This is a genomic window from Stenotrophomonas sp. SAU14A_NAIMI4_5 (genome assembly GCF_003086795.1).
Taxonomy (GTDB): Bacteria; Pseudomonadota; Gammaproteobacteria; order Xanthomonadales; family Xanthomonadaceae; genus Stenotrophomonas.
Window position 1 is genome coordinate 2,765,917 of sequence record NZ_CP026003.1, and the last position, 15,794, is coordinate 2,781,710.

Annotated in this window: 15 protein-coding genes; 8 read left to right on the forward strand and 7 right to left on the reverse strand. The window is 67.4% G+C overall.

Annotated features, from left to right (window positions below; all coding sequences use genetic code 11):
* Window positions 1–4: 4 nt before the first annotated feature.
* Window positions 5–2,470, reverse strand: coding sequence for an NAD-dependent DNA ligase LigA (ligA, locus tag C1925_RS12970; RefSeq protein ID WP_108769250.1), 2,466 nt, complete (start codon window positions 2,468–2,470; stop codon window positions 5–7).
* Between the two features lie 254 nt (window positions 2,471–2,724).
* Here ligA and C1925_RS12975 point away from each other — a divergent pair, with 254 nt between their 5' ends.
* Complete coding sequence (locus C1925_RS12975) at window positions 2,725–3,837, forward strand: pyridoxal phosphate-dependent aminotransferase (protein WP_108769251.1); 1,113 nt, start codon at window positions 2,725–2,727, stop codon at window positions 3,835–3,837.
* Window positions 3,838–3,930: 93 nt separating this feature from the next.
* Here C1925_RS12975 and zipA read toward each other — a convergent pair whose 3' ends face one another.
* From zipA to C1925_RS13005, 6 genes are all read right to left on the reverse strand, one after another.
* Entirely contained in the window at window positions 3,931–4,668 is a 738-nt protein-coding gene (zipA, locus tag C1925_RS12980) for a cell division protein ZipA (protein ID WP_108769252.1), read from the reverse strand.
* Window positions 4,669–4,714: 46 nt separating this feature from the next.
* Window positions 4,715–8,218 carry a chromosome segregation protein SMC gene (gene smc / locus C1925_RS12985; RefSeq protein WP_108769253.1) on the reverse strand — a complete coding sequence of 1,168 codons (3,504 nt, stop codon included), beginning with the start codon at window positions 8,216–8,218 and terminating at the stop codon, window positions 4,715–4,717.
* Between the two features lie 246 nt (window positions 8,219–8,464).
* Window positions 8,465–8,917, reverse strand: a complete 453-nt coding sequence (gene rplI, locus C1925_RS12990) for a 50S ribosomal protein L9 (RefSeq protein WP_079222386.1) — start codon at window positions 8,915–8,917, stop codon at window positions 8,465–8,467.
* Window positions 8,918–9,022: 105 nt separating this feature from the next.
* On the reverse strand, window positions 9,023–9,253 hold the full coding sequence (gene rpsR / locus C1925_RS12995; protein WP_002804494.1) for a 30S ribosomal protein S18: 231 nt from the start codon (window positions 9,251–9,253) through the stop codon (window positions 9,023–9,025).
* 11 nt (window positions 9,254–9,264) lie between these two features.
* A complete protein-coding gene (rpsF, locus tag C1925_RS13000) occupies window positions 9,265–9,702 on the reverse strand; it encodes a 30S ribosomal protein S6 (protein WP_049445625.1) in 438 nt (145 codons plus the stop codon).
* A 197-nt stretch (window positions 9,703–9,899) separates the two neighbouring features.
* Window positions 9,900–10,238 carry an iron-sulfur cluster assembly accessory protein gene (locus C1925_RS13005; RefSeq protein WP_108769254.1) on the reverse strand — a complete coding sequence of 113 codons (339 nt, stop codon included), beginning with the start codon at window positions 10,236–10,238 and terminating at the stop codon, window positions 9,900–9,902.
* 129 nt (window positions 10,239–10,367) lie between these two features.
* Between C1925_RS13005 and asnS the strand changes: the two genes are divergently transcribed.
* The 7 genes from asnS to kynU all read left to right on the forward strand — a co-directional run bounded on the left by asnS (window position 10,368) and on the right by kynU (window position 15,783).
* The gene (gene asnS / locus C1925_RS13010) at window positions 10,368–11,762 is read left to right on the forward strand and encodes an asparagine--tRNA ligase (protein WP_108769255.1); all 1,395 of its coding nucleotides are present in this window, start codon (window positions 10,368–10,370) and stop codon (window positions 11,760–11,762) included.
* A gap of 33 nt (window positions 11,763–11,795) precedes the next feature.
* Window positions 11,796–12,095: a hypothetical protein gene (locus C1925_RS13015; protein WP_108769256.1), complete on the forward strand. Its 300-nt coding sequence runs from the start codon at window positions 11,796–11,798 to the stop codon at window positions 12,093–12,095.
* Window positions 12,096–12,102: 7 nt separating this feature from the next.
* Complete coding sequence (locus C1925_RS13020; RefSeq protein ID WP_108769257.1) at window positions 12,103–12,417, forward strand: hypothetical protein; 315 nt, start codon at window positions 12,103–12,105, stop codon at window positions 12,415–12,417.
* A gap of 10 nt (window positions 12,418–12,427) precedes the next feature.
* Complete coding sequence (locus tag C1925_RS13025) at window positions 12,428–13,066, forward strand: FMN-binding negative transcriptional regulator (protein ID WP_108769258.1); 639 nt, start codon at window positions 12,428–12,430, stop codon at window positions 13,064–13,066.
* A 72-nt stretch (window positions 13,067–13,138) separates the two neighbouring features.
* The gene (can, locus tag C1925_RS13030; protein ID WP_108769259.1) at window positions 13,139–13,801 is read left to right on the forward strand and encodes a carbonate dehydratase; all 663 of its coding nucleotides are present in this window, start codon (window positions 13,139–13,141) and stop codon (window positions 13,799–13,801) included.
* Window positions 13,802–13,820: 19 nt separating this feature from the next.
* Window positions 13,821–14,342 (forward strand): 3-hydroxyanthranilate 3,4-dioxygenase, encoded by a 522-nt coding sequence (locus tag C1925_RS13035; RefSeq protein WP_108769260.1) that lies wholly within the window; start codon window positions 13,821–13,823, stop codon window positions 14,340–14,342.
* 166 nt (window positions 14,343–14,508) lie between these two features.
* Window positions 14,509–15,783 carry a kynureninase gene (gene kynU / locus C1925_RS13040; protein ID WP_108769261.1) on the forward strand — a complete coding sequence of 425 codons (1,275 nt, stop codon included), beginning with the start codon at window positions 14,509–14,511 and terminating at the stop codon, window positions 15,781–15,783.
* Window positions 15,784–15,794 lie beyond the last annotated feature (11 nt).

Below are 15,794 nucleotides of genomic sequence, written 5' to 3' on the forward strand. Positions count from 1 at the left end.
GTCATCATTCGTGTTCGGCCAGGTAGGCCAGCAGGCGGTCTTCATCCCACACCGGCACGCCCAGCGACTGCGCCTTGTCCAGCTTGGAGCCGGCCTCGGTGCCCGCCACCAGGAAACTGGTCTTCTTGGAGACACTGCCGGACACCTTGGCGCCCAGTGCTTCCAGGCGATCCTTGGCGGCATCGCGGGTGAGCTGGGCCAACGTGCCGGTGAGCACCACCGTCTGCCCATCCAGCGGACCGGCCACGACCTCGGCCAGCGCCGGCGCCTTGGCCAGGATGTGCTGCATTTCGGTTTCCGCCGCCAGCAGCATCGCGCCATGGCCATCGGTGTCCAGCCATTGGGCGACCCCGCGCGCGGTGTCATCGGGCAGGCCGGCATTGACGAACTGGCCATGCTCGGCATCGAGCACGGCCTGCGCGCTGGGCAGCACCGCCACCAGCTTTTCCGCACGCAGGCGGGTAATGCCGGGAATCTCGGCTTCCACCAGCAGCTGGGCCAGGTCCAGGCCCTCACGCAGCTTCGCGCTCGGCGGATGGGCATCACGGATGCGTACCTGGCCGACCTGCAGCAGCGCGTCGATGGCGTCCTGGTTGCCTTGCTGCTCGAAGAAGTGGCCCAGCGAGCGCGCCACTTCGCCACCGATGTCCGGCACGCGCTTGAACAGCGGCCACGGCAGGCGGCGGATCAAGGCCAGATCACCAAACCACAGCGCCAGCGCCTTGGCCGTGCTCTCGCCCACATGTTCGATGCCGAGTGCGAACAGCAGCCGTTCCAGGCTGGCCTCGCGGCTGGCATCGATGGCGGCGATCAGGTTGTCGGCCCACTTGGTCGCGATCTTCTTCGTGTTCCATTCAAACGCCGCCGGCTGCACCAGCGCCTGCGCGCGCCACGCCGGGTCCTGGCCGTCGAGCTTGAGCACGGCCTTCAGCACATCGCCACTGCCTTCGGCCGGCAGATGCGGCTTCAGGTTGTTGGCCAGCGCCGAGGGATCCTCCGCGTCGAGCACCAGTTTCAGGTGCAGCAGCTGGTCGCGGGTGAGCTGGTACAGATCGGCGACGCGCGTGACGATGCCGGCGTCGACCAGGGTTTCGATGTACTTGTCACCCAGGCCATCGATATCCATCGCACGGCGCGATGCAAAGTGGGCGATGGCTTCTTTGCGCTGCGCCGGGCAGGACAGTTCGCCCGAGCAGCGCCACGCGGCGGCACCTTCTTCGCGCACGATTTCCGAGCCGCACACCGGGCAGCGGGTCGGCATCTGCCACGGGGTGGTGCCATGCGGACGACGGTCGAGGATGACGCTGACCACTTCGGGAATGACATCGCCGGCACGGCGCACGATCACACTGTCGCCCACGCGCACGTCCAGGCGTGCGATCTGATCGGCATTGTGCAGGGTGGCGTTGGACACGATCACACCGGCGACCGCTACCGGCGCCAGGCGCGCGACGGGCGTTGCGGCGCCAGTGCGGCCGATCTGGATCTCGATCGCCTCCACGGTGGTGCTCTGTTCCTGCGCCGGGAACTTGTGCGCAATGGCCCAGCGCGGTGCGCGCGACAGGAAGCCCATTGCCTGCTGGCCGGCGCGGTCATCCAGCTTGTAGACCACGCCATCGATATCGAACGGCAGACCATCGCGGCGCTCGCCGATGTCACGGTAGTAACCGAGCAGGCCGTCGGTGCCGTCGACCACCTTGCACAGTTCGCTCACCGGGAAGCCCCAGGCACCCAGCTGCGCCAGCGTGCCCGAATGGGTATCGGGCAGTTCACCGCCCTGCACTTCGCCGGTGCCGTAGGCGAAGAAGCTGAGCCTGCGCTGCGCGCTGATCTTTGCATCCAGCTGGCGCAGCGAACCGGCCGCGGCATTGCGCGGGTTGGCCAGCACCTTGCCACCGTGCAGGCGCGCGCGATCGTTGTAGGCCTCGAAATCGGCGCGTGCCATGTAGACCTCGCCGCGCACTTCCAGCACGTCCGGCCAGTCCTGGCCGTGCAGTCGCTTGGGGATGTCGCCGATCTCGCGCAGGTTGGCGGTCACGTCCTCGCCCGTGCTGCCATCGCCGCGAGTGGCGCCCAGCACGAACTGGCCGTCTTCATAGCGCAGGCTGATCGCCAGGCCGTCCATCTTCGGTTCGGCCGAGAACTGCAGGCTGCGGCGCCCCAGGCGCTCGTCGATGCGGCGCACGAAATCGGCCACTTCCTCATCGCTGAAGGCATTGGACAGCGACAGCATCGGCGCCGCGTGGCGCACCTCGGCGAAACGCCCGGACGGACGCGCGCCCACCTGCTGGGTGGGGCTGTCGGCGCGGGCCAGTTCCGGGTGCTCCTGCTCCAGCGCTTCCAGCTCGCGCACCAGCCGGTCGTAGTCGACGTCGGGGATCTCCGGCGCGTCCAGCTCGTGGTAGGCACGGTTGGCCTGGGCGATCTGCCGGCGAAGGTCTTCGGCGCGTTCGGCGGGGCTGGAGCTCATCGGGATCCGATACTTCTGGGATGGCCGTGAATTCTACCGCGCCCGCGTGTCAGGCCTCGTCATGCCCGCCCTGCTCGGGGTCGGATCCCCGAAGGGGCTCTGACCCCGGCCGTGGATTGCCGCCCTTGTAGAGTCGAGCTTGCTCGACCGGCCGGGCAACAGCAGTCGAGCAAGCTCGACTCTACAAAACCTTCGCTTGCCGCCCGCACCCCACCAGCGTTAGCGTGCGGCGGTTGCCCTTCGGAATCCTGCCCGTGTCCCTGCCCGCTTCCCGCCGCCACTTCCTGCAACTGGCCGGTGTCGGCCTCGTCGCCGCTGGCAGCGGCCTGCCCCGCCTCGGCCACGCCCAGCCCGCCGCGGCTCCAGCCACCGGCCCGGTCCTGCTCAACTTCAACGAGTGTCCCTACGGCCCCTCGCCCGCCGCCCAGCAGGCCGCACGCGACAGCATCGCCGGCAGTGGTCGCTACCAGTTCGCCCTGGCCGGGCAGGTGCGCGATGCCTTCGTCGCCCAGGCCGGCATCCCGGCCGACCACGTGCGCCTGTACCCCGGCTCCAGCGAGCCCCTGAACCGTGCGGCCACGTTGTGGACCGGCCGACAGGCGGCGCTGGTGGTGGCCGACCCGACCTTCGAAACCCTCGGTGACATGGCTGCTGCGCGCGGCGCCCAGGTACAGAAAGTGCCGCTGCGCAATGACGGTGCGCACGACCTTCGCGCGATGGCGGCGGCCGCGCATTCGCAACCGACGGGGCTGATCTACGTCTGCAATCCCAACAACCCGACCGGCTCGATCAGCCCGCCGGCCGAGCTGGCGTGGCTGCTGGCCAACAAGCCGTCCGCCACCCGCGTGCTGGTGGACGAGGCCTATCTGCAGTACAGCGATCAGCCCAGCCTGATCGCACAGGTTGCCCAGCGCGATGACCTGATCGTGCTGCGGACGTTCTCCAAGCTGTACGGCATGGCCGGCCTGCGGCTGGGCGTGGCGGCAGCCCACCCTGACCGCCTGCGCGAACTGGCCAGCCTGGGCGAGAACCCGCTGCCGGTGCCGGCGCTGGCGGCCGCGCTGGCCAGCCTGCAGGACCCGCAGTTGATCGCGCAGCGCCGGCTGCAGAATGCCAAGGTGCGCCAGGCCACCATCGCCTGGCTGGGCAAGCGCGGCTTCAGCTGCGTGCCGTCCAAAGCGAACTGCTTCGTGGTGGATGTGCAGCGCGACGGCAACGCGTTCGCCAAGGCGATGGCCGACAACGGCGTGGTGATCGGCCGCAGCTGGCCGATCTGGCCGCAGCGGGTGCGGGTGACCGTCGGTACAGAAGAAGAAATGGCGGCGTTCCGCCAGGCGTTCGCGAAGGTCGCCGGCGTACCGGCGTAACCCATCCACGCATGGCGTGGATCTACCCGGGTGGGTGCCGACCGTCGGTCGGGGTGGGTGCCGACCGTTGGTCGGCACACCGGAAAAACGTCTTTACCAGCGCGGGGTCTTGGTCAGCGGCGGCGCCTGGTGCTGGCGGTCATAGGCACGCAGCTCGTCGCGGATGTGCGCGATGCGCTGGCGGCCCAGGGCGTTGCGGCTGTCATCCAGCACCACGCCATCGAGCAGCTCGGCCATGCGCTGCACGGTCGGCAGCATCTTTTCCCAGGCATCCAGCGCGGTCAGCGGCGCCGGAAGGGTCAGGAAGAAGGCGATGGCCGGGGTTTCCATGGCGCGGATGTTGGCCATGTCGAAGCTTCCCGGCTTCATGATGCTGGCCATCGAGAAGATCGGGCCCCGCTCGGGATGGCCTTCCACCAAGCGGTGGAACACGTTCATGTGGCCAAACACCAGGCCGGTCTTCTCGGCCGCCACCACGATGTCCTCGCCACGCAGCTGCTCACCGGCGCGGGCGGCCACGAACAAGGACACGATCTTGTCGAAGTCCTGCGTCGCGCGCTTGCCCAGATCGCTGCTGCCCGGATCGGTATCGGCCAGGCCGAGTTCGGCCTGCTGGCCTTCGTCGCCCAGGCCCGGTTCGCCACGGCTCTCGGCCAGGGCCACGCCGTCTTCGCCCAGCACCGGCTCGCGACGCTCGCCGCTGGCCGGTTCGGCGCTTTCCACGCGGCGCCCCTGCGGCTTCTTCTTCGGGCGGCCAAACAGGAAGATCGCAGCCACCAGCAGCAGGCCGGCGGCCAGGATGCCGATGCGCAACAGTGCCGTGTCGGTCATTCGGTAGGTACTCCGGCTAGTTCATTCAGGTAACTAGAATGGCACGTCATGCCGCGCCCGCCAATCGCGCGGCTTCTTCCAGGTCCACGCTGACCAGGCGGCTGACGCCCGGCTCGCGCATGGTCACGCCCGAGAGCTGGTGCGCGGCCTCCATCGTTGCCTTGTTGTGGCTGACGAACAGGAACTGCACCTTCTCGCTCATTTCCTTGACCATGTTGGCCAAGCGGCCGACGTTGGCCTCGTCCAGCGGCGCGTCCACCTCGTCCAGCAGGCAGAACGGCGCGGGGTTGAGCTGGAAGATGGCGAACACCAGCGCCACCGCGGTCATCGCCTTCTCGCCACCGGACAGCAGCGAGATGCTGGACACGCGCTTGCCCGGCGGCCGCGCCATGATGGTCACGCCGGTGTCGAGCAGGTCTTCGCCGGTCAGTTCCAGATAGGCATGGCCGCCACCGAACAGACGCGGGTACAGCGCCTGCACGCCGGCGTTGACGCGGTCGAAGGTGTCCTTGAAGCGGCCGCGGGTCTCGCGGTCGATCTTGCGGATGGCGTCTTCCAGGGTTTCCAGCGCGGTGGTCAGGTCGGTGTGCTGCGCATCCAGGTAGTCCGATCGCTGCGAGGCCTCGCCGTACTCATGGATGGCCGCCAGGTTGACCGGCTCCAGCCGGCGCATGCGTCCGTCGATCTGGTGCACGGCCTGTTCCCAGTCGCCCAGGCGCGCATCGTCGGGCAGCGCGCTGAGCACGTCCTGCAGCACGAACCCGGCCTTTTCCACCGCGCCCTGCAGCGTCTCGGCGCTGAGCACCAGGGCCTGCTGGTCGAGCTTGCGCTGGGAAATGCGCTCACGCTGGGCCAGCGCCTGTTCGTCGCGCTGGTGGCGGGTCTGTTCGTAGTTGCGCAGCTCGGCGTCGATGCCATCGAGCAGCGTGCGCGCTTCGGTCAGCACGCGGTCGGCACGCACGCGCTCTTCCAATGCGTTCTGGTGCTCGGCCTGCAGCGACTCGACCGGCGAATCGCCCTCGTCCAGCTGCGAATGCAGCTCGCCCAGGCGCGAATCCAGCTGGCCGCGCTGGGTGCTCATGCGCTCCAGCGCCTGGCTCAGCGAACCCACCTGGGCGCGCTGCGATTCCAGGGTCAGTGCCAATGCGTGCGAACGCTCGCGCACGGCGCGTGCCGCTTCACGGGCCAGGTCTCGCGCCTCGGTCAACTGGCGGCGCTCGCCTTCCAGCCCCTGCCGCGTCGACTCCAGGTCGCCCATGCTGCTGACCGCATTCTCCAGCCGCGAGCGCGCCTCACGCGCCTGTTCGCGGTTGACGTCCAGCGTTTCCAGCAGCTGCGACAGCTCGCCTTCGATGCGATCGATACGCGTGCGCGCCGCCTCCACCTTGCCCTGCTGGCCCTGCAGCTGGCCTGCCAGCTCGGACACCGCGCGGTGGGCCTGGTACAGCGAGCGCTGCGCGTCTTCGCGCTGCTGCTCCGCCGCCAGCAGCTGCTCACGGAAACCGGCCAGCTGTTCTTCCAGCGCGGCCTCGCGGTCCTGCAGCTGTTCAATCTGCTCGCGCAGTTCGTTGATCTCGCGTTCGCGCAGCAGTGCGCCCTGCTGGGCGGCACCGGAGCGCGACACGCGCAGCCAGCCCTGGCCCAGGCGCTCACCGCCCTGGGTGATGATCGAATCGCCGTCCGGCAGGCTGCCCTGCAGCGTCTTCGCTTCGGCCAGGTCCCGGGCACCATGCAGGTGCGCCAGCAGGCGGCGGATCGCCGCCGGACCGCGCACGCGTGCGGCCAGCGAGGTCGGCGCCACCTTCAGATCGCCGGCATCGCCGGCCACCAGCGCGATGCGGCCATCGCCCAGCTCGCCCAGTGCATCGACCAGGCGTGCCGGATCATCCACCAGCACGCCTTCGATCAACTGACCGAGCGCGCTTTCCACGGCGTTTTCCCAGCCCGCGTCGACGTCCAGGCGTTCGCCCACGCGTGCGGCCGAATCCAGCCCATGGGCTTTCAGCCACGCCACGGCAGCGCCCTGCTCCTGGCCGAGTGCGGCCTGCTGCAGGGTTTCCAGCGATGCCAGGCGGCCGCGCAGGCCATTGGCCTGCTTGCGCAGCTCGGCCAGTTCGTTCTGCCCGGTGCGCTGCTGCTCCTGCACGGCGGTCACGCCCTGCTTGCGGCGTTCGACGTCGTCACCGAGTTCGTCCAGCGCGGTCTTCTGCGTTTCGTGCTGCAGGAACAGCTGCTCAAAAGCCTCCTCCAGCGCATCCACGTCCAGCCCGGCGCGCTCGCCGGCCAGCGCTTCGCGGCGGCGGTCGGCATCGAGGATCTGCTTGTCCAGGTAGTCCACGCGGGTGCGCTCGACATCGCCGGCGCGCGAGGCTTCCGAGCTCTGCGAGGTGTGCTGTTCCCAGCGCTGCTGCCAGCTGGCCAGGCGGTCTTCGGCCTCGCGCAGGCTTTCCTGCTTGATCTCGTTCTCTTCCTGCAGCGCTTCCAGCTGCGGGGTGGCGTCGTCGACGGCTTCGCGCAGCACCCTCAGCTTGGCTTCGTCGCCGCTGATGTGCTGGCCGAGCTCGGACAGTGCCTGGCGGGTCTCGTCGCGCGCCTTGTGCAGGCGCTGCGACAGTTCGCGCTGGTGCTGGATCTGCTGCTCGACGCGGGCAAGCGTGCTGCCCACCTGGTAGACGGCAGCCTGCGCGGTATTGAGCGCGTCGGCAGCCTCTTCGCGGCGCACGCGCGAGGTTTCGATGCGCGCTTCGGCTTCACGCTGGTCGGCGATCAGCTGCTGCAGCTTGGTTTCTTCCTGCGACAGGCCTTCGCGCAGCTTGGACAGGCGGCCGTCGAGGCCACGGAATTCCAGGGCCTTCCACTCGGCATCCTTGACCCGGCGCTCTTCCTGCAGCGCCTGGTACTGCTCGGCCTGCTTGGCCTGGCGCTTGAGGTGTTCCAGCTGCTTGCTGATCTCGTCGCGCAGGTCCCCCAGCCGATCAAGGTTCTCGCGGGTGTGGCGGATGCGGGTCTCGGTTTCCTTGCGGCGCTCCTTGTACTTGGAGATGCCGGCGGCCTCCTCCAGGTAAACGCGCAGGTCTTCCGGGCGCGCCTCGATGATCTGGCTGATCATGCCCTGCTCGATGATCGAGTAGCTGCGCGGCCCCAGGCCGGTGCCCAGGAACAGATCGGTGATATCGCGGCGGCGGCACTTGGTGCCGTTGAGATAATAGTTGCTGCTGCCGTCACGGCTGACGGTGCGCTTGACCGAGATTTCGTTGAACGAGGCGTACTCGCCGGAAATCGTGTGGTCCGAATTATCGAAGATCAGTTCGACGGTGGCCTGCGAGACCGGCTTGCGGGCGTTGGAACCGGAGAAGATCACGTCGGTCAGCGAATCGCCGCGCAGGCGGCTGGCCGAGCTTTCGCCCATGACCCAGCGCACGGCGTCGATGATGTTCGACTTGCCGCAGCCATTGGGCCCCACCACGCCGGTCATGTTGGTCGGCAGGTGCAGGGTGGTCGGATCGACGAACGACTTGAAGCCGGACAGCTTGATCGTGGAAAGACGCATAGAGGTTCCGGACTGGGGCCGGCGAGCGGCCTGCTTACCCTCCAAGCCATTGATCCTGTTGGGATCACTGACCGTGGAACGGGTGTGACGCCCTGAGTATACCGATGTGGGCCGGTTCTACGAGGCATGTTCTAAGGGGGCGTGGAACATTCCTCTGGCCCGGCCGTGCGGACAGGGGCCCGCAAAAACAAAACGGGCACCCTTGCGGGCGCCCGTTCTGGTGACACCAGGCCTTTCGGCTTGGGATCAGGCCTTTTCGGCTTCAACCACAACCTTGACGGTGGTTTCGACGTCGGCGTGCAGGTGCACCAGAACGTCGTACTCACCAATGTTGCGGAAGGCGCCTTCGCCCAGGATGACTTCGCTCTTGTTCAGCTCGAAGCCGGCAGCGGTGAAGGCATCAGCGATTTCGCGGGCGCCGACCGAGCCGTACAGCTTGCCTTCGGTCGAAGCGTTGGCGGCGATGGTCACGCTCGCGCCTTCCAGCTTGGCCTTGCGGGCGTCAGCGTCGGCGTGAATGGCCTGGGCCTTGGCTTCGTACTCGGCGCGCTTGGCTTCGAACTCGGCCTTGTTGCTCTCGGTGGCCGGAACGGCCTTGCCCTGCGGCACGAGGAAGTTACGGCCGTAGCCCGGCTTCACGTCGACCAGGTCGCCCAGGTTGCCGAGGTTGGTGACTTTCTGCAGAAGGATCAGCTGCATGGTATTGCTCCAGATAAGTTATTCGTTAGCGAGGCGAAGCCCCGCAACAAAGGCTGTCCGAATAGCTGGCACAGCGGGGGCGGCACCGGGCCGCCCCGCCGGGCATCAGACGTCGTGGTTGTCGGTGTACGGGATCAGGGCCAGGAAGCGAGCGCGCTTGACGGCGGTCGCCAGCTGACGCTGGTACTTCGACTTGGTACCGGTGACGCGGCTCGGCACGATCTTGCCGTTCTCGGTCAGGTACTGGCGCAGGGTGTTGAGATCCTTGTAATCGATCTCCTTGACACCTTCAGCGGTGAACTTGCAGAACTTGCGACGACGGAAGAACTTGGACATGGGAAGGCTCCTTAGGCGGCAGAAGCGGCGTCGTCGCCGGCTTCGTTGTCAGCGGTGGTGGTGGACTCGCCTTCTTCGTCGTCACGACGACGGCGCTCACCGCGCTCCGGCTTGTCACCCTTCTCGTCCTTGCTCTTCATGATCAGCGACTGCTCGGTGTCAGCCTCGTCACGCTTGATGACCAGGTTGCGCAGCACGGCGTCGTTGAAGCGGAAGCTTTCGGTCAGTTCGTTCAGAACGGCCTGGTCGGCTTCGATGTTCAGCAGCACGTAGTGCGCCTTCACCAGGTTCTGGATCGGATAAGCCAGCTGGCGGCGGCCCCAGTCTTCCAGACGGTGGATGGTGCCGTTGCCGTTCTCGACCAGCGACTTGTAGCGCTCGATCATGGCCGGGACCTGCTCGCTCTGGTCCGGGTGGACCATGAACACGATTTCGTAATGACGACTCATGTTTTTTCTACCTTTCGGATGTGGCCTTGCGGCCGGACAGCCCCCCGCCGTGGATACCGCGGTGGGGCAAGGGTTCCCGCCAGGAAGGCAGGAAGCCGCGCATTATGGCGCAGATGGGGGTGCCGGGCAACCGGGCCGCGGCGGGCGAACCTGAACCCGGTAGCGCCGGGCCATGCCCGGCGGGCGCAGGACCAGGCTCAGGCCTTGTCGGCGTCGGTGGTGAAGCTCTCGCCGCAGCCGCATTCAGCGGTGGCGTTCGGGTTGCTGAACGTGAAGGTCTCACTCAGGCCGTGCTTGCCGAAGTCGATCACGGTGCCGTCCACCAGGGCCAGGCTCTTGGCGTCGACGTAGATCTTCACGCCCTCCTGGTCGAACACGGTGTCACCCTCGCGCTCGTCACGGGCCAGGTCGGTGACGTGGCCCCAGCCGGAGCAGCCGGTCTTGGTCACGCCGAAGCGCAGGCCCAGGGCGCCGGGGGTCTGGGCAACAAAGCGCTGCACGCGCTCGAAGGCGATGGGGGTCAGGCTGACGGCCATGAGGCTCACTCCAGGGGTACGGGGACATTATAAGGAGCCAGGGTCGCGAAAAATGCCTCGCAAGCAGAACGCTGCAACCGGTAAACTCCCGTGTTCACAGATCGAGTCGATCAGCAGAGGATTCAAGTCATGACGGTGGTCAGCGTTGAACATGCGCTTGCCGGGAAGATCCCGGAAGGCGGCGAAGTCACGGTACGCGGATGGGTGCGCACGGTGCGCGGTTCAGCGAATCTGGCCTTCGTCAATGTGAGCGACGGTTCCTGCTTCGCGCCGATCCAGGTCGTGGCCGACGACACCCTGGCCAATTTCGACGAGATCAAGCGCCTGACCAGCGGCTGCTCGGTCATCGCCACCGGCACCCTGGTGAAGTCGCAGGGCAAGGGCCAGTCGTTCGAGATCCAGGCCAGCGCACTGGAAGTGGTCGGCTGGGTCGAAGACCCGCTCACCTACCCCATCCAGCCCAAGCCGATGTCGCCGGAGTTCCTGCGTGAAGTGGCGCACCTGCGCCCGCGCACCAACCTGTTCGGCGCAGTCACCCGCATCCGCAACTGCCTGGCCCAGGCCGTGCACCGTTTCTTCCACGAGAACGGCTTCAACTGGATCAGCACCCCGATCATCACCACCTCCGACGCCGAAGGCGCCGGCCAGATGTTCCGCGTGTCCACCCTGGACATGGTGAACCTGCCGCGCGACGAGAAGGGCGCGATCGATTTCAGCCGCGACTTCTTCGGCAAGGAAACCTTCCTGACCGTGTCCGGCCAGCTGAACGTCGAGGCCTACTGCCTGGCGCTGAGCAAGGTCTACACCTTCGGCCCGACCTTCCGCGCCGAAAACAGCCACACCACCCGCCACCTGGCGGAGTTCTGGATGATCGAGCCGGAAATCGCCTTCGCCGACCTGGCCGAAGATGCACGCCTGGCCGAGGAATTCCTGAAGTATCTGTTCCGTGCCGTGCTGAACGAGCGCGGTGACGACCTGGCCTTCATCGCCGAGCGCGTGGACAAGAACGCGATCACCAAGCTGGAAGACTTCATCAACGCACCGTTCGAGCGCATCGACTACACCGATGCGGTCAGCCTGCTGCAGAAGTCGGGCAAGAAGTTCGACTTCCCGGTCGAGTGGGGCCTGGACCTGCAGACCGAGCACGAGCGCTGGCTGACCGAAGAACACGTCGGTCGCCCGGTGGTGGTCACCAACTACCCCGAGCACATCAAGGCCTTCTACATGCGCCTGAACGACGACGGCAGGACCGTCGCCGCGATGGACGTGCTGGCCCCGGGCATCGGCGAGATCATCGGCGGCAGCCAGCGCGAAGAGCGCCTGGACGTGCTGGACGCGCGCATGGCCCAGTTCGGCCTGGATCGCGAACACTACAGCTGGTACCGCGATTTCCGCCGCTACGGTTCGGTGCCGCACGCCGGCTTCGGCCTCGGCTTCGAGCGCCTGGTGGTCTACGTCTGCGGCCTGTCCAACATCCGCGATGCGATCCCCTACCCGCGCGCCCCGGGCAGCGCGGACTTCTAAGCCCCATCCAACGACCACGGAGGTACTGCCCCCATGACCCTGTTCTTCGCCCTCTGTTTCGTCGGCGTCGCAGTGGCCGGGTTCAGTGCCTTCGTGATCTTCTGGCCATTGACCCTGGTACACGTGCGCGACCGCCATCCGGCGCTCGCCGCGCGCTTCGGCAATGGCGCCTTCCTCAAGCCCGATGCCCTGGCCTGGCTGCTGCGCCGCGATTACCGCCAGCAGCCGGACCGTTCGCTGTCCGGGCTGGCGACGCCGGCCTGGGTATCGCTGCTGACCCTGCTGGCCGGACTGGGCATGGCCGCCCTGCTCTGGCTGGTCTCGCTCTGGTAACACACACATGAACGACAACAACGACGCACGTGACAGCTGGTGGCTGGCCAGCCTCGGCAACACCCTGATCTGGGCCCGCCTGCGCGTGCGCCCGGCCGGTACTGCCGAAGTGCTCGACAGCGACGGCAACACGCTGAGCTATGACAGCGAAGACACCGCCCGTTCGCAGCTGTTCGACGCCGAATTCGTCGAGTACGACGGCCTGGACGAGGAAGATGCGCTGGTGCGTGGCTTCAGCCTGCACGAAGTGCAGCCGCCGCAGGCCGGCAGTGATGAAGGCCTGCGCGGGCGCATGATCCAGTCGCTGGGCGCGCGCGCCTGAGGCGCAAACCATGTTCACCCCGCGCGACTTCGCCGAGACCGACCTGCTCTGGCTCGATCGCCTGCTGGCGCGTGATCCGTTCGTCACCGTGCTGACCACCGGCGCCGACGGCCTGCCCGAACTGACACGGGTGCCGGTGCTGTACCGCCGTGAGGGCAACCAGGTTGAACTGCGCGGCCACTGGGCCCGCGCCAACCCGCAGTCGCGCCACGACGGCGCAGCCAAGGTGCTGGTCGACGGCCCGCACGGCTATGTGTCGGCCAGCTGGTACCCGGACAAGGAAGCCGCCTCGCGCGTGCCGACCTGGAACTACGCCGCCGCCGAACTGCGCGGCCAGCTGCAGCGCTTCGACGACACCGACGAGCTGGCCCAGCTGGTCTCCGACATCGGCGACCGCTTCGAAGCCAGCGTCGGCCAGGACTGGCAGTTCGAACCGCAGCGTGACGACCACCGTCGCCAGCTGCGCGGCATCATCGGCTTCCGCTTCCAGGTCGAACAGGTGCAGCTGAAGCTGAAACTGAGCCAGAACCACCCCGAGGCCAACCAGCAGGCGGTGATCGCCGAACTGGAAAAGCTCGACACCCCGCATTTCACCGAGCTGGCGCAGTGGATGCGCTGGCATCGCGCGCAGACCGCCGCCAGCGACTGAGCGCATTGTTTCCCGCGACGGCGCGGCCGGATGGCCACGCTCCTCGCCCCCCCCGACGCCAGGGACCCGAACATGAAAGACATCCACAAGCTGCTGCAGAACAACCGCGACTGGGCCGACCGCATCGAGAAGGAAGACCCCGAGTTCTTCCACCAGCTGGCCAAGCAGCAGCACCCGGAATACCTGTGGATCGGCTGTTCCGATTCGCGCGTGCCGGCCAACCAGATCATCGGCATGGCGCCGGGTGAAGTGTTCGTGCACCGCAACGTGGCGAACGTAGTGGCCCACACCGACCTGAACTGCCTGAGCGTGGTGCAGTACGCGGTGGACCAGCTGAAGGTGAAGCACATCCTGATCGTCGGCCACTACGGCTGCGGCGGCGTGCACGCCTGCCTGCACAACACCCGCGTCGGCCTTGCCGACAACTGGCTGCGCCACGTGGGCGACGTCATGCAGAAGCACACCGCGATCATCGATTCGATCGAGACCGACGAGCTCAAGCACGCCCGACTGTGCGAACTGAACGTGATCGAGCAGGTCGCCAACCTGTGCCGCTCGACCATCGTGCAGGACGCCTGGGCCCGCGGCCAGAAGCTGATGGTGCATGGCTGGGTGTACAGCCTGAAGGACGGCCGCGTGCGCGAGATGGGCATCGACGTGGGTTCGCAGGAAGAACTGCAGCCGGCCTACGAAAAGGCCCTGTCCTACGTGCCGCGCCAAGGCAAGCGCGACTGACCTTCCGGGGAAACCGACCATGCTCGCCTCGCCGATCAACCTGCACGCCTGGATCGAAGAACACCGCCACCTGCTGAAGCCGCCGGTGGGAAACAAGATGATCGACAACGGCGACTTCATCGTGATGGTGGTGGGCGGGCCGAACTCGCGCACCGACTACCACTACGACGAAGGCCCGGAGTGGTTCTACCAGCTCGAAGGCGAGATGGTGCTGAAGGTGCAGGAAGACGGCGCGGTGCGTGACATCCCGATCCGCGCCGGCGAGATCTTCCTGCTGCCGGCCAAGGTGCCGCATTCGCCGCGGCGCCCGCCGGGCGGCATCGGCCTGGTGGTCGAGCGCAAGCGCCTGCCCCACGAGAAGGATGGCGTGATCTGGCATTGCGAACGGTGCAACCACAAGCTGCACGAAGAGTATTTCCCGCTGCAGAACATCGAGACCGACCTGCCCAAGGTGTTCGCGCGTTACCAGGCCAGCCTGGAACTGCGCACCTGCAGCGAGTGCGGGCACGTGGATCCGTTGCCAGCGCCGGTGGCGGGCTGAACCGTCGCCGGGCATGGCCCGGCGCTACCGGTGCGCGTGATTCCCAGGTAGCGCCGGGCCATGCCCGGCGAGCGCGCCGCGCGGCATTCAGCGTGCGTGACCCGGAAGCCTTCACGCAGGCCCCAGGCGCTACACTGGCAGCCCCGTTGCAGCCTGTTGCCCGACCATGTCCGACCTGCTCAGCCGCACCCACGCCATCGCCCTGGACGCCGCCGATCCGCTGCGCCCGCTGCGTAACGAATTCCTGATTCCGCACCATGGCGGCGGTGAACAGACCTACTTCGTCGGCAACTCGCTGGGCCTGCAGCCGCGTGGCGCGCAGGCCGCCGTGCAGGAAGTGATGAAGCAGTGGGGCGAGCTGGCCGTGGAAGGCCACTTCACCGGCCCCACCCAGTGGCTGTCCTACCACCGCCTGGTCAGCGCGCAGCTGGCCCGCGTGGTCGGTGCGCTGCCCAGCGAAGTGGTGGCGATGAACACGCTGAGCGTGAACCTGCACCTGATGATGGTCAGCTTCTACCGCCCCACCACCGAGCGCCCGGTCATCCTGATGGAAGCCGGCGCGTTCCCGACCGACCGCCATGCGGTGGAAGCGCAGATCCGCTTCCACGGGTTCGACCCGGCGGACTGCCTGGTGGAAGTGCAGCCGGACGAAGCCAACGGCACGATTTCGATGGCCGCCATCGAGCGCGCCATCGGCGAGCACGGCGCGCGCCTGGCGCTGGTGCTGTGGCCGGGCGTGCAGTACCGCACCGGCCAGGCCTTCGACCTCGATGCGATCACCCGCCTCGCGCGCCTGCACGGCGCCCGCATCGGCTTCGACCTGGCCCATTCGGTCGGCAACCTGCCGCTGCACCTGCACGATGTCGCACCGGATTTCGCCGTCTGGTGCCACTACAAGTACCTCAACAGCGGCCCGGGCGCCGTGGCCGGTGCCTTCGTGCACGAACGCCACCACCGCGACACCACCCTGCCGCGTTTTGCGGGCTGGTGGGGCCACGATGAAGCGACCCGCTTCCAGATGGCGCCGCAGTTCACCCCGGCCATCGGTGCCGAAGGCTGGCAGCTGAGCAACCCGCCGATCCTTGGCCTGGCCCCGCTGCGCGCATCGCTGGACCTGTTCGAGCGTGCCGGCATGGAAGCGCTGCGCCGCAAGTCGCTGGCCCTGACCGGCCTGCTCGATGCACTGGTGCGCGCACGCCTGCCGCAGGTGCTGGACATCGTCACCCCGTCCGAACCGGAACGCCGCGGCTGCCAGCTGTCGCTGCGGGTGCTCGCCGGCCGCGAACGTGGCCGCGCCCTGTTCGAACACCTGCGCGCCATCGGTGTGCTCGGTGACTGGCGCGAACCGGACGTGATCCGCATCTCGCCCACTCCGCTCTACAACCGCTACCTGGACGTGCACCACTTCGTCGAGGAAGTGGAAGCCTGGGCCGGCCTGTAAGCCGCCCCCTC